The organism is Campylobacter sp. W0014, from assembly GCF_020135975.1.
Classification (GTDB): Bacteria; Campylobacterota; Campylobacteria; order Campylobacterales; family Campylobacteraceae; genus Campylobacter_D.
Genome location: NZ_JACHTR010000007.1, coordinates 58,409 through 72,115, shown reverse-complemented (window position 1 = coordinate 72,115; position 13,707 = coordinate 58,409). Strand labels below are relative to the sequence as shown.

At 28.9% G+C, this 13,707-nt stretch carries 13 protein-coding genes; 11 read left to right on the top strand and 2 right to left on the bottom strand.

From position 1 onward, the window contains the following. The 11 genes from H2277_RS03770 to H2277_RS03720 all read left to right on the top strand — a co-directional run. On the top strand, positions 1-1,062 hold a 1,062-nt coding region (locus H2277_RS03770; RefSeq protein ID WP_337201052.1), incomplete at its 5' end, for a DUF2972 domain-containing protein. Positions 1,063-1,115: 53 nt separating this feature from the next. Next, positions 1,116-1,889, top strand: a complete 774-nt coding sequence (locus H2277_RS03765; RefSeq protein ID WP_337201051.1) for a class I SAM-dependent methyltransferase — start codon at positions 1,116-1,118, stop codon at positions 1,887-1,889. 45 nt (positions 1,890-1,934) lie between these two features. After that, positions 1,935-2,696, top strand: a complete 762-nt coding sequence (locus tag H2277_RS03760) for a class I SAM-dependent methyltransferase (RefSeq protein ID WP_337201050.1) — start codon at positions 1,935-1,937, stop codon at positions 2,694-2,696. A gap of 11 nt (positions 2,697-2,707) precedes the next feature. Continuing rightward, on the top strand, positions 2,708-5,050 hold the full coding sequence (locus tag H2277_RS03755; RefSeq protein WP_337201049.1) for a PEP-utilizing enzyme: 2,343 nt from the start codon (positions 2,708-2,710) through the stop codon (positions 5,048-5,050). Next, a complete protein-coding gene (locus tag H2277_RS03750) occupies positions 5,041-5,652 on the top strand; it encodes a gamma-glutamyl-CDP-amidate hydrolase (RefSeq protein WP_337201048.1) in 612 nt (203 codons plus the stop codon). The genes H2277_RS03755 and H2277_RS03750 overlap by 10 nt, the downstream gene beginning before the upstream one ends. Further along, the gene (locus H2277_RS03745; RefSeq protein WP_337201046.1) at positions 5,649-6,410 is read left to right on the top strand and encodes a phosphocholine cytidylyltransferase family protein; all 762 of its coding nucleotides are present in this window, start codon (positions 5,649-5,651) and stop codon (positions 6,408-6,410) included. Before H2277_RS03750 ends, H2277_RS03745 begins: the two co-directional genes overlap by 4 nt. 89 nt (positions 6,411-6,499) lie before the next feature. Then, the gene (locus tag H2277_RS03740) at positions 6,500-8,587 is read left to right on the top strand and encodes a capsular polysaccharide biosynthesis protein (RefSeq protein WP_337201045.1); all 2,088 of its coding nucleotides are present in this window, start codon (positions 6,500-6,502) and stop codon (positions 8,585-8,587) included. Next, positions 8,566-9,768: a capsule biosynthesis protein gene (locus H2277_RS03735; RefSeq protein WP_337201044.1), complete on the top strand. Its 1,203-nt coding sequence runs from the start codon at positions 8,566-8,568 to the stop codon at positions 9,766-9,768. The genes H2277_RS03740 and H2277_RS03735 overlap by 22 nt, the downstream gene beginning before the upstream one ends. A gap of 57 nt (positions 9,769-9,825) precedes the next feature. Beyond that, entirely contained in the window at positions 9,826-10,947 is a 1,122-nt protein-coding gene (locus H2277_RS03730) for a DUF829 domain-containing protein (protein WP_337201043.1), read from the top strand. Beyond that, complete coding sequence (locus tag H2277_RS03725) at positions 10,944-12,326, top strand: cytochrome P450 (RefSeq protein WP_337201042.1); 1,383 nt, start codon at positions 10,944-10,946, stop codon at positions 12,324-12,326. The genes H2277_RS03730 and H2277_RS03725 overlap by 4 nt, the downstream gene beginning before the upstream one ends. Further along, complete coding sequence (locus H2277_RS03720; RefSeq protein WP_337201041.1) at positions 12,307-12,723, top strand: hypothetical protein; 417 nt, start codon at positions 12,307-12,309, stop codon at positions 12,721-12,723. Before H2277_RS03725 ends, H2277_RS03720 begins: the two co-directional genes overlap by 20 nt. On the opposite strand, the gene acpS is transcribed toward H2277_RS03720, so the two are convergent. Together acpS and fliL are read right to left on the bottom strand one after the other, a co-directional pair. Further along, positions 12,720-13,067 carry a holo-ACP synthase gene (gene acpS, locus H2277_RS03715; RefSeq protein WP_337201040.1) on the bottom strand — a complete coding sequence of 116 codons (348 nt, stop codon included), beginning with the start codon at positions 13,065-13,067 and terminating at the stop codon, positions 12,720-12,722. The genes H2277_RS03720 and acpS overlap by 4 nt on opposite strands. Further along, positions 13,067-13,603 (bottom strand): flagellar basal body-associated protein FliL, encoded by a 537-nt coding sequence (gene fliL / locus H2277_RS03710; protein ID WP_337201039.1) that lies wholly within the window; start codon positions 13,601-13,603, stop codon positions 13,067-13,069. The genes acpS and fliL overlap by 1 nt, the downstream gene beginning before the upstream one ends. Positions 13,604-13,707 lie beyond the last annotated feature (104 nt).

Sequence of the window (13,707 nt, the reverse complement as noted above, 5' to 3'; positions counted from 1 at the left end):
GGCGCGATGATGTCTTTTTTTAATGATTGTAATATAAGATGTTTGCAACAAGATTTACAAGCAGAGGGTCAACGTTATTATGGTTTATATAGTTTTTTGCAAATTAAAGGTTATAATATTATTAGATATGAACAAGTACGATTAAATATTGTAGATAAGTTTTTTAAGCTAATAGATAAGAAAGTTCCAATCCTTTTTTTAGTAAGAGATCCCATATCAAGATTAAAAACAGGAGTTAATCATCCATTTAGAAAAAATCTTGTAAGGATTGATTTAAAAAAAGATCCACATTTAAATTTTTTCATAAGAGAATATTTGGTTGATATTAAAGAAAATCAAAAAGTTTATACAAAAAAACCAAATTTATTTCCTTTAAATTTATATATATCTATTAATCATTTTGCACAATCAACACTTTTAAATCACTTTAAATCAAACGAAATAATATTTATTGATTGTGCGGATATATCTCCACTGAAAGCTAAAAGCACTATTTTTGAGTTATCACAAAAATTAAATTTTTCTTCTTCTTCCTCTTTTGGTTCTTTAATTTATAAATATAATACAAATAGTGATTTTATGGCTGTTTTGCCAGTAATTTTAGAAATAGATGATATATTGATTCATGTTGCAACTAGCAATTGTATTAATTTAAATAAGCAACTTGATTTAATAAATATTTATGATTTTTTATTTGATAAGCCTTTTAAATATCAAAACGTAGGTATTTATATCAAACCTAAAGATTATGAAAAAATTAAAAAAAATAACTTGGTTTTAATGCTTCAAAAATATTTAATAGAATTTATGGAAATTTTAGAAGAAAAGATAGAATTAGAAAAAGCCAAATTGCTAAAAGAAGAAGATGTTTTAAATTATTTTAAAGAGAATAAAGAGTTAAGGCTAAAATTGAAAAATATATTAGACAAAGAATTGGTCCATATTAAAAAGTATCGTCCTGATATAGTAGCTTCTTGGAAGTATTATCAAGAATTTGAAAAAATGTGTGAGGAGTTGGATGGTAAAAATAAAATAAAACAAATAGAAAATAGCAGCAATTAATAAAGCAATAAAGATATTAAGATATAATTTAAAAATCAATTTAAAGGAGAGTTATGAAACAAGGTGATTTTACAGAAGTTGCAAAGCATTATCACAATAGGCCTGCTTATAGTCCGTTTTTATTGGAAAAATTGGTTGCTTGTATCAATGACAATAAAAAAGATTTAAAAGATCTTAAGATCGTTGAAGTTGGAGCTGGAACAGGTAAGCTTACTAAGATGTTAGCCCAAATGTTTACATGTCAAATCAATGCAGTAGAGCCAAATGATAATATGCGCGAAGAAGGAAAAAAATTCACTCAAGAACTTGCTAATATCTCTTGGCATAAAGGAAGTGGCGAACAAACTCATATGCAAGATCAAAGTGCGGACTGGGTTATCATGGCTAGTTCTTTTCACTGGACAGATCCAAATAAATCTTTACCCGAATTCGCAAGAGTGCTAAATGGGGGGGGGTATTTCACTGCGATCTGGAATCCTCGTCACATTGTAGAGGGTTCGCTTTTTGATGAGATCGAAAAGGAGATTAAACATATTGTTCCAGAGCTTGCTCGTGTGAGCAGTGGAAGTCAAAATGTTAAAAAATGGGAAGAAATCCTCGTTTCAACAGGGGATTTTACAGACTGCTTTTTTATGGAATGCGATTATAAAGAAATTTGGGATAAAGAACGTTATCTTGGAGCTTGGCATTCTGTAAATGATATACAAGCACAAGCAGGTGAAAAAAGATGGAAAGAAATTTTAGAAATGATAGAGGCTAAAATTTCAAAAATGCAAAATATAGAAATACCTTATAAAATAAGGGCTTGGACAGCTAAAAAAGCATAAAAATCCTTTTTTTCATCTAGCTTGGAGATGAAAAAAGGAATATAAATGGAAAAATTAGTAGAACAAGTATGGGATTACACCAAGCATGCAAAATTTTATAGCTATAGACCAAACTATGCACCAAAAACTATAGATATGTTGATTACTTTAGTTGGAGGTAAGAATTTAAAAGTTGCTGATATTGGAGCTGGAACGGGAAATTTGAGCATCATGCTGCTTGAGAGAAATTGCAATGTTGTTTCAGTGGAGCCAAATGACGCTATGAGAGAAATTGGTATTGAAAGAACTAAAGGGCAAAGTATAGAGTGGGTTAGAGCAACTGGAATTGACTCGACTTTGGAAAATTCTTGTTTTGATTGGGTTGCTTTTGGAAGTAGCTTTAATGTTATGGATAGAAATGAAGCCTTAAATGAAGCACATCGTTTGCTTAAAAAAGGCGGTTATTTTTCTTGTATGTGGAATCACAGAGATTTAAATGATCCGATGCAAAAGATCGCTGAAGATACCATCGTAGAATTTGTGCCAAATTATACAAGAGGAACTAGAAGAGAAGATCAAAGACCTATTATAAAAAGTCGTAAAGATCTTTTTGATAATATAGTTTATATAGAAGAAGATTTTTATTTTCATCAAAGCATTGAAAATTATATCAATGCGTGGAGAAGTGTTAAAAATCCTTATTGGGATTTGGAAACAAAAGAAGGAAGTGAGCTTTTTGAAAAGATCAGTCAAAAGATCACAGAAAGACTTCCTAAAGAATTCGATATCAAATACACTACACGTTGCTGGAGTGCTAAAAAAATATAAATGGGGAAAATATGGCGGAGTTAAATTTTCAAACCAAGGCTAAAAATCTTTATAACTTACAATCGAAATTAACCAAAGCAAAAGTTTTGCCTTTGGTTTTAACTTCGCTTAAAGAATTAGAGCAAAACGAAGAAGCGATCTTAGAAAAAATTTCTCATTTAAATACCGAAAAAGTGATTATTAGAAGTTCATCTTCAAGTGAAGATAGTATGGTAAATTCTAACGCTGGAGCTTTTTTATCCCTTGCAAACGTTTTAACTAACGATAAAATAGAACTTTTGCAAGCTTTAAAAAAAGTTGGAAATTCTATGCCTTTACAAGATGATGAAATTCTAATTCAGCCTATGCTCGAAAATATAGAGCTTTGCGGGGTTGGTTTTAGTGTAGATAAAGACAATTTTGCGCCCTATTTTTGCCTACAATACGATGAAAGCGGTTCGAGTAATTCCATCACCGATGGAAGTGTAAAAAATGCTAAGACTTATTATCATTATCGCCAAAGTTTAGAATTTAAAGATGAAAAAGTAAAGCAAATTATAGAGCTGATTAAAGAGTTAGAGATTTTATATGATTGTCATTTTTTAGATGTTGAATTTGCTTTTGCTAAGTTAGGACATAAAAGTGAGCTTATTTGTTTGCAAGTTAGGCCTCTTATTATGCACAATAAAAACAATCTTTTTGATGCTTTGCCCAAAGAAGCTTTAGAGAGATTTGCTAAGCGTTTTATGTCTTTACAAGAATTACGCCCTAGAATTTTAGGCGATAAAGCACTTTTTGGAGTGATGCCTGATTGGAATCCTGCAGAGATTATAGGCCTAAAGCCAAAGCGTTTAGCTTTTAGTTTATATAAAGAAATTATAACCGATAATATTTGGGCTTATCAACGTGATAATTATGGCTATAGAGATTTAAGATCTCATCCTTTGATTCATTCTTTTTTGGGTATACCTTTTGTAGATGTAAGACTTTCTTTTAATTCTTTTATCCCAAAAAATTTGGATGAAAAGATCGCTGAAAAGCTAGCGAATTTTTATCTTGATAAATTAAATAAAAATCATGAATTACACGATAAAATCGAATTTAGTATAGTGTATTCTTGTTATGATTTTAACATTCCGGCTAAACTAAAAGAGCTTTTGGCACATGGTTTTAATGAAAATGAAATTAAACGTTTAGAATTTAGCTTGCTTGAATTGACTAATAAAATTATCAATCCTTCTTCTGGGCTTTATTTAAAAGATATTAAAAAAGCTTCTAAATTAAGGCAAAGATATAAAAACATCATCAAATCTGATTTTTCTTTGATTGATAAAATTTATTGGCTTTTAGAAGAGTGTAAGCGTTATGGAACTTTACCTTTTGCGGGTGTTGCAAGAGCGGGTTTTGTAGCGATGCAGCTTCTTAATTCTTTAGTTGAAATTAATTTTTTTACTAAAAAAGAAAAAAATAGTTTTTTAAATTCTTTAAATACAGTGAGTAAAATTTTAAGTCAAAAAACCTGCGAACTTAATGAAAACAATAAGGAAGAATTTTTAAATGAATTTGGACATTTAAGGGCTGGAACTTATAATATTTTATCACCTAGATATGATGAAAATTTTGATTTGTATTTTAATATCAGCGATAAAAAAGAAAATAAATCACATTTTAACGATGAAGCATTTAAAATGTCAAAGCAAAAACAAGATCAGTTAAATACTTTACTTAAAGAACATGGCTTAGAGATTGATTTTAAAGAATTTTTTGCTTTTTTAAAGCAAGCCATAGAAGGAAGAGAATGGGTAAAATTTGAATTCACACGTTTATTATCCAAAGCTTTATTTTACATAGAAGAATTAGGGCGTTACTATAAAATCGAAAAAGAAGATTTAGCGCATCTTGATATAAAAAGTATTTTAAATCTTTATTCAAGTCTTTATTCTATCAATCCTAAAGAGCAGTTTTTAGAAGAAATTTCGCGTCATAAAAAAGAATATGAATTAACCCAAGCTATAAAATTACCTTCTTTATTATCTAGCCCTGATCAAATTTTTTCTTTTTATACACATCGTATTATTCCTAATTTTATCACTCAAAAAAGCATTGTTGCAAATACAGCTAGAGAAAATGATCAGGATTTAGAAGGAAAAATAGTTTTAATTTACGCTGCAGATCCAGGGTATGATTATTTGTTTGCTAAAAAAATTGCAGGACTTATTACTTGCTATGGAGGTGCTAATTCCCATATGGCGATCAGAGCTTCAGAATTAGGACTTCCTGCTGTGATAGGTGTTGGAGAAGAAAATTTTAAAACCTATCTTAAAGCAAGTAGAATTAATATAGAATGCGAAAGTGAGCAGATATTTTGTTTATAGGAATCACTCAAAGACTTATTTGCAATCAAAGCTATTTTGAAGAAAGAGAAACATTGGCTTTAGATTGGGGTAGACTTTTTAATTTAGAAATATTTTCAGGATTTTTACCTTTACCTTTAAGCTATGAAATTGATTTTAGTATGTATGAAAAACATCTTAGTGCTGTGATTTTAAGCGGAGGAAATGATTTAAGCATTTATGATCGTGGTGTTTTATCTTGCAAAAGAGATGACTATGAGAGGAAAATTATTGAGTATTGTTTAAAAACAAATACTCCGCTTTTAGGAATTTGCAGAGGTGCGCAAATGATCGCACATTATTTTGATTCTTCTTTAAATTCTTGTATAAATCATATAGGAAATCACGAAATTTTTTTAAATAATGATGTAAATTGCGTGGTTAATTCTTTTCATAATTATGCTATTGCAGCTTTAGGGAAGGATTTAATAAGTTTAGCAAAAGCAAGCGATAAAAGCATAGAGGCTTTTAAGCATAAAGATAAAAATATTTATGGCATAATGTGGCACATAGAAAGAGAAAGTGGGCTTGAAAATATAAATATTTTAAAAGAATGGCTTGATCTTATAAAGGAGAAGCAATGAGAGCTATTATTTTAGCGGCGGGTTTTGGATCAAGATTGATGCCTTTAACACAAAATAATCCAAAATGTATGGTTAAGTATCAAAATCGAGAGCTTATATCTTATGAAATTCAGGCTTTAAAAGAAGCTGGGGTTGATGAAATTGCTATTGTGGGCGGATATTTATTTGATGTTTTAAAGAAATTTATTCAAGAACGCTTTAAATTGGATTGTTTTTACATCAATGAAAATTATTCTTCAACTAATATGTTACACACTCTTTTTTGTGCGAGAGAATTTTTGCAAACTTGTGTTCAAGATAAGCAAGATTTGATTGTTTCTTATGCGGATATTGTTTATTTTAAAAACACAATCGAGCTTTTAAAAAAAGCAAAAGACCCTTTATCTATCGTTGTTGATGAGGATTGGAAAAAACTTTGGGAAAAAAGATTTGAAAATCCTCTTGAGGATGCAGAAACTTTAAAAATAGATGAAAACGACTTTATAATAGAACTAGGCAAGAAAGCACAAAATTATGATCAAATTCAAGGACAATATATAGGTCTTTTTAAGATAAGTGCTGAATTTTTATCCTCTTTCATTGATTTTTACGATCATTTGGATAGAAATGCTTTGTATGATGGAAAAGATTTTGATAATATGTACATGACAAGTTTTTTGCAAGCCTTAATTGATCATTTTCACAATGCTAAAGCTGTGAGAATTCAGGGCAATTGGTGTGAAATTGATTTTAAAAGCGATTTGGAAATTCAAATTTAATTTATAGATTGTAGTTATTTTTTTAAATATTTTAATTTTAGACTTGTTTGATATAATAATATTTTTATCACTTTAAAAGAAAATTTGTCATGAAGTATTATTCAGTTTCAAAAAAATTAATTATTAATGTTCAAAATTTTTATTCTGTTTCATGGTTTAATATTTTTTCAAAATGTGAAAAACAAGATATTTTTGTAGGCTGGGGGCGAAAAAAATCCGGTTTAAAAGCACAAGAATTAGCTCAAAAATATAATATGAAATTTATGCTTTTAGAAGATGGTTTCATAAGATCTTTAAATTTGGGCGTTGAAAATGCACCTAGTTTTAGCTTAGTTTGTGATGATATAGGGATTTATTATGATACTACAAAACCTTCAAAATTAGAAAATCTTTTAAACACTTATGAGTTAAATCAAGAAGAATTAGATAAGGCTAAAAAAGCTATAGAACTTATAAAAAAATATAAAATTAGTAAATACAATAACAATTTAGATATCCAAAATGATTATTTTTCAAAAGATGAAAATCGCGTTTTAATCATTACTCAAACCGCAAATGATGCATCTTTAAAATACGGCTTAGCGCAAAATTTTAATACCAATGAAATAATAAAAGATGCTATAAAAGAAAATCCAAACTCTCAAATTTATATTAAAATTCATCCTGATGTATTAAGCGGAAAAAAACAAAGCGATTTTGATATACATTCCTTGCCTAAAGAATGTAAGATTATAAGTGAGAATTTTAATCCTATGGTTTTATTAAAACATTTTAATAAAGTTTATACTAAAACCTCTGGGATGGGCTTTGAAGCTTTGATTATGGGTAGTGAGTGTGTTTGTTATGGTATGCCTTTTTATGCGGGTTGGGGTTTGACACAAGATAAGCAAAAATGCTTAAGAAGAGTTAAAAAAAGAAGTCTTGAAGAAGTGTTTTATATCGCTTATATGCTTTATAGTCAGTATTTTAATCCTTATTTAAATCAAAAAAGTGATATTTTTGATACGATTAAAACCTTAGCAAAATATAAAAGCATAGAACAAGAAAATTCCAATAGACTTTTTTTCTTCGGTTTTTCAAAATGGAAAAGAAAATTTATAAAACCTTTTTTTGTTGCTAAAAACAATGAAATTATATTTTTGGATTTGTTGGATTGTTTAAAAGATATAAAATTAAAAAAAAGTGATAAATTTTTCATTTGGGGCAAGAGAGTCAATTTTAATGAGTTAAGAAATACTCTTATAAAAAAAGCACAAGATGAAAATTTAACCAGCTTTATTCCAAAAATTTCTTTAGTAGAAGATGGTTTCATCCGTTCGATTTCTTTGGGTTCTGATCTTACTCGTCCTTATTCTTTAATTGTTGATGATAAAGGACTTTATATTGATCCAAATCAAGAGAGTCGTTTAGAAAATATCTTGCAAAATGATGTTTTTGATGAGCAAATTTTATCAAGGGCAAAAAATATTATCCACATTTTAAAAGAGAATAAATTTTCAAAATACAATGGCATCAAACATCAAGATATTAAGATTAATGCCAAAAAAGGACAAAAAATTATCCTCATTCCTGCGCAAGTTGAGGATGATGCTTCAATGATTTTAGGTGGTTTTGGACTATCGACTTTGGATTTGATTAAAGAAGTAAGATTGAAAAATCAAGATGCTTATATTGTTTTTAAGCCTCATCCTGATGTTTTAAGTGGAAATCGCAAAGGTTTAAAGGATGAAAAAACCATTTTAAAATATTGCAATGAGATTATAAAAAATTGCAGCATTGATAGCGCGATAAAAATTTGTCATGAAGTGCATACGATCACTTCTACTTCAGGATTTGATGCGCTTTTACGCTCTAAAAAAGTTTTTACTTATGGTATGCCTTTTTATGCGGGTTGGGGTTTAACGCAAGATAAACAAAAATGTTCAAGAAGAACGAGAAAATTGATTTTAGAAGAGCTTGTTGCTGGTGTTTTAGTACAGTATCCAAGATATATTCATCCAAAAACAAAAAACTTATGTGAAATTGAACTTTGTTTAGATATAATGTTAAAAATGCAAAATGATTATTTTTCCAAACCTTGTCAAAAAATAATCATTGATTTTAGAATTTTTATATTAAGAAAAATAAGAAGAATTTACGAATTTGTAGCATTAAAATGGAATTTGATAAAAAAGTAAAAAAAGAATTTAGCGGAAAAAATGTCATTCTTTTACAAGGGCCAGTGGGTAATTTTTTTTATCGTTTGGCAAAAAAACTAAAAAAATACAATGCTCAAATTTTAAAGATTAATTTTAATGGTGGGGATTTTTTATTTTATCCTAAAGCAAAAATTTACAAGGATAAGGAAGAAAATTTAACACAATTTTATGAAAAACTTTTTAAGCAACACAAGACTCAAGCTATTTTGATGTATAATGATTGCCGGTTAATCCATAAAAAGGCTATAGAGGTTGCTAAAAAATTAAACATCGATGTTTGGATTTTTGAAGAAGGATATTTAAGGCCTTATTGCATTACTTTTGAAAAAAATGGCGTTAATGCAAATTCTTTATTGCCTCGCAATAAAAATTTTTATCTCAATCAAAAAGTATGCAAAAAAAAATCTATAAAAGAAATTCCTGGTGGATTTAAATATATGGCCTTTTATGCTTTTTTATATTGGTTATTTTCTTTTCTTTTAGCTCCATTTTTTAACAATACCCTTCATCATCGTACCTTATATCCTTTTGAGTTTTTATTTTGGTTTAGATCTTTATATAGAAAATATTTTTATAAATTTACAGAAAAAAAACTAAACAATAAGATTTATGATCTTAAAAAGAAATATTTTTTAGCTATTTTGCAAGTTTATAATGATACACAAGTTAAATATCACTATAAAAAAAGCATAGAGGAATTTATAGAAGAAACCATACTTTCTTTCGCCAATCATGCTAGGGCTAAATCCTATCTAGTTTTTAAACATCATCCTATGGATAGAGGGTATAAAAATTATTCTAAATTGATTCAAGAACTTAGTGAGAAATATCATGTTGAAGGACGAATTTTGTATGTCCATGATTCTCACTTGCCAAGGCTCTTAAAAAATGCTTTAGGGTGTATTACTATAAATTCTACTGTTGGCTTAAGTGCCATTTTAGAAGGTTGTCCTACCAAGGTTTGCGGCAAGGCTTTTTATGATTTTGAGGATTTAACCTATCCAAAAAAACTTCATTTTTTTTGGAGAGAAGCTCACGCTTATAGACCAAATCCAGTTTTAGTTTGCCATTTTAAAAATTATCTTTTAAGAAGCAATCAGTTTAATGCTAATTTTTATAAAAATTCATTTTTAAAACATAAAAGTAAAAATTTTAATTAACAAATTTTAAAAAAATTGTTATAATTTTGAAAAAATAGTTTAAGAAATTGATTTTTTATGGATAGAGAAGTATTTTATATAGCAGGATATGATCCTAAAAGTTATAGATATTATTATGATTTGTTTAAAAAAAATTTAAAAAAATATTCCGATCAATTTGATATTCAAGCCAGTATAAGCAAAGTTGATCGTCATAAAAATTTTCCTTTTTTTCAAGTCGATACTCAAAATGTAAAGCTTAAATATCATTTTTTAACTTGGAATGATATAGTAAAAAAAAATTGGTCAGAAGGCTATTTAGATGCTTTAAAAGATTGTTATAGTTTTTTTAGAATTTATACGATCACAGGCCTTTTTATCAAATTTGGTAAAGAATCAATTTATCAATTAATCACTGGATATTATCCTTTTTTTTATGTGCTTTTTTCTTTATTTTTTTCTTTATTTGCTGGTTTTTCAGCTTTTTTTCTCACAAAAAATTATATACATTTTTCTTTTTCCATTATTTTAGGAATTTTATTTTCTTTTTTAATTTTTCGCTTCTTGTTTAAACTTGGTAGAAAATTAGCGGTATTTTGGATAGCTAGAATTTGTGCTTTTTGCGCAAATTGGCACCGTAAAAAACAAGGTTCAATGGAAGAGAGAATCAAAATATTTTCCGATACAATCTTACAAAATTTAAAGCAGAATGAAAATAATGAAAATTATGAATTAATTTTAATAGCTCATAGTGTTGGAACGATAGTTTGTATCGAGGTTTTGGATTTTATTTTAAAGCAAAATTTAGAACAAAAGATATTAAACAAATTAAAAATTATCACTTTGGGTGAGTGTATTCCTTTGGTGAGTTATCAAAAAAAGTCCAATGATTTTAGAAAAAAATTGGAATTTGTTTCTCAATTTGATTTAAAATGGTATGATTACACTTCGGTTATTGATGGGGCGTGCTTTCCTCAAGTTGATTTTTTTCATACAAGTGGTGTCAATGCGAAATTTACTCCGCATTTTTTAAGCGCTAAATTTCATACTTTGTATGAAAAAAATGAATACAAAAAAATCAAAAAAGATAAAAACAAAGCGCATTTTTTATATCTTTATAGTCCAAGCATTAAGGGCAGTTACGATTTTTTTAATTTTATTTTATCATCTGAATTTTTAGAAAAGGAAATAAAAATATGAGCAGGTGTCCTTTTTACCCAAAACCTTATAAAAATAAGGCTTCGACTTTTTTGACTTTTTTACTCAAACGTAGATCTTGGCTTGACGGGCTTTATGAGCGTAGTTATAAAATGCAAACAGGCTATGTTAAAATGCCCAATTTCGATCTTTATGTGATCAATGATACTAAAGAAGTAAAAAGAATGATGGTTGATGAAGTTAAGGAATTTCCAAAAAGTGCCTTTTTACATGAGCTTTTAAGTCCGCTTTTGGGAGAAAGTATTTTTACAACCAACGGAGAGGTTTGGAAAAAACAACGTGAGCTTTTAAGACCTAGTTTTGAAATGACACGTATCAATAAAGTTTTTAATCTCATGAGTGAAGCTGCAGCGGATATGATGGATCGTTTTGGTAAATATCCGGATAATTCCGTGATTGAAGTGGATGAGGCTATGACTTTTGTTACAGCTGATGTTATTTTTCGCACTATTATGTCTTCTAAACTTGATGCACAAAAAGGTAAAAAAATTCTTGATGCTTTTGTGATTTTTCAAGAGCAAAGTGTGCATACGGCTATGCGTCGCATGTTTTATTTTCCAAAATGGCTTTCTTATATTTTAGGGGATCGCAAACGAGCAAAAGCAGGAGATACCATAAGACAGGTTTTAAGTGATATTATAAAACCTCGATATGAGGCTATTAGCTCAGGAGAGTTAGGGAAATTTGAAGATATTTTAAGTTCTTTACTTTTGGTAGTTGATTCAGAAACTAATCAGCGTTTTTCATTTGAAGAAATTTTAGATCAAGTGGCTATGCTTTTTTTAGCAGGTCATGAAACTACGGCTAGTTCTTTAACTTGGACACTATATTTGCTCAGCCTTTATCCCGAGGAACAGCAAAAAGCCTATGAAGAAATTATTGAAATTTTAAAAGGTGATACTATTGAGATTTCGCATTTGAAACAATTTAAATATTTGACTAATATTTTTAAAGAATCATTAAGGCTTTACCCTCCTGTGGGATTTTTTGCAAGAGAGGCCAATAAAGACACCATTGTAAGAGATAAAACCATTAAAAAAGGTTCAGGAGTTGTGATAGCGCCATGGCTTATACATCGCCATGAAAGTTTTTGGCAAAATCCTAACGATTTTGATCCTTCACGTTTTGATGAAGAATATAAAAAAGATGCTTATTTGCCTTTTGGTATGGGAGAGAGAATTTGCATAGGGCAAGGTTTTGCAATGCAAGAGGCTATTTTGATTTTAGCTAATATTTTAAAAACTTACAAACTAGAACTCGAAGAAGGTTTTACTCCGGATGTAGTAGGACGCTTGACCATTAGATCAGCAAATGGGATGAGAATTAAATTTAGCAAAAGGAATGTTAAGGGTGAAAAGTAAAAATCGAGCGATTTTTTTTCATTTTAAGCATAAATTTAAAGGGAGTTTAAGAGAGAAGCTAGCAGGAACTTTATTGCTTTGTGCTATTGTTCCTTTAGCGGTTTTAGGTTATATTTTCATTGTAATTGTGGGAATTTTTTTCAATACTGCACGGGCTAGACAAGGTGTAAGAGCACTTGATCATTTTGTTAATGCAAGTTTGTTTAATGGTTATGCTTGGGAGAGTGTGTCTTCGCATGCGTGGAGAGAAAGAAACCGTAAAAAATGGGCTAGACTAGTTATTAAAGTTACGGATTTTTTTCAAAAAGATCATTGCAAAAGAGCCAATAAAAGAGAGCAACCAGTTGTTGATTTCATACTTTCAAAGAATTTAGATAAACAAACTATAGGAAATTAAATTAGGACAACGATGGCAATTGCAAAACCGCCATCGTGTGAAATACTAAGAGATGTCTGTTTGACACAAAAATGATCTATGATTTTTTTAGAATATTGAAGTTTAGGAGCATTCCTTTCATCCTTGTCAATTTCTATATCTAAAAATCCACAAAGATCGCAAATTCCAGTACCTAAAGCTTTGCTAGCGGCTTCTTTTGCTGCCCAAAATCCTGCTAAATTCGCAGGATTTTTGATTAACAATTGTTCCTTAGGGCTTAAAAATTTATCTAAAAAATTTTTTTCATGCCTTTGATAAATTTTTTCTATTCTGTTAATAGCAACGATATCGCAACCTACACGCATTAAGACACAACAAAATCTGTAAAATAAACGTTTTTAATAAAACCATCGGTTAAAATTTCATTGATTTTACCTACCAATTCATCTTTTAAACGTTCTTTTCCTTTTTGAGTGCTGATTTCTTCAAAAGTTTTTGAAGTCAAAGTTCTAATGATGATATCACGAATAACCGGCACTTTTTTATCAAGTTCAGGTTTTAAAAGTTCGCTATTTTGTTCTAGTTCTATCGTGCATTTTACATATCTTGAGCCACTATCACTTAAAAGATTTAGTGTGAAAGGATCAAGAGGGTACATAGGACCTATATTAGCATAATCACTACCGCGTTGAGTTGGAACTGAATTTTTTGTTTTATTTGTTTTAACTTCTTCTTTAGGCGCCTCTTTGATCTTTATTTCATCACTAGAGCTACTTGAAATAAGCCAAGCTATAACACCCATAATACTTAAAAGTAATACAAAAAGTAAAACAACTATGATAATAACAAGCATTCCGCCTTTTTTCTTTTTACCTTCTTCGTTTTCTAATTCTTCATCCATAAAAATTTCCTTATTTAGTGAAATTAATGTAAAATTGTATCAAAATTTTCTTTATCTTAGTAGTTAAAATTTATTATATTGAAAAATTTTTTACTTATTTTAAG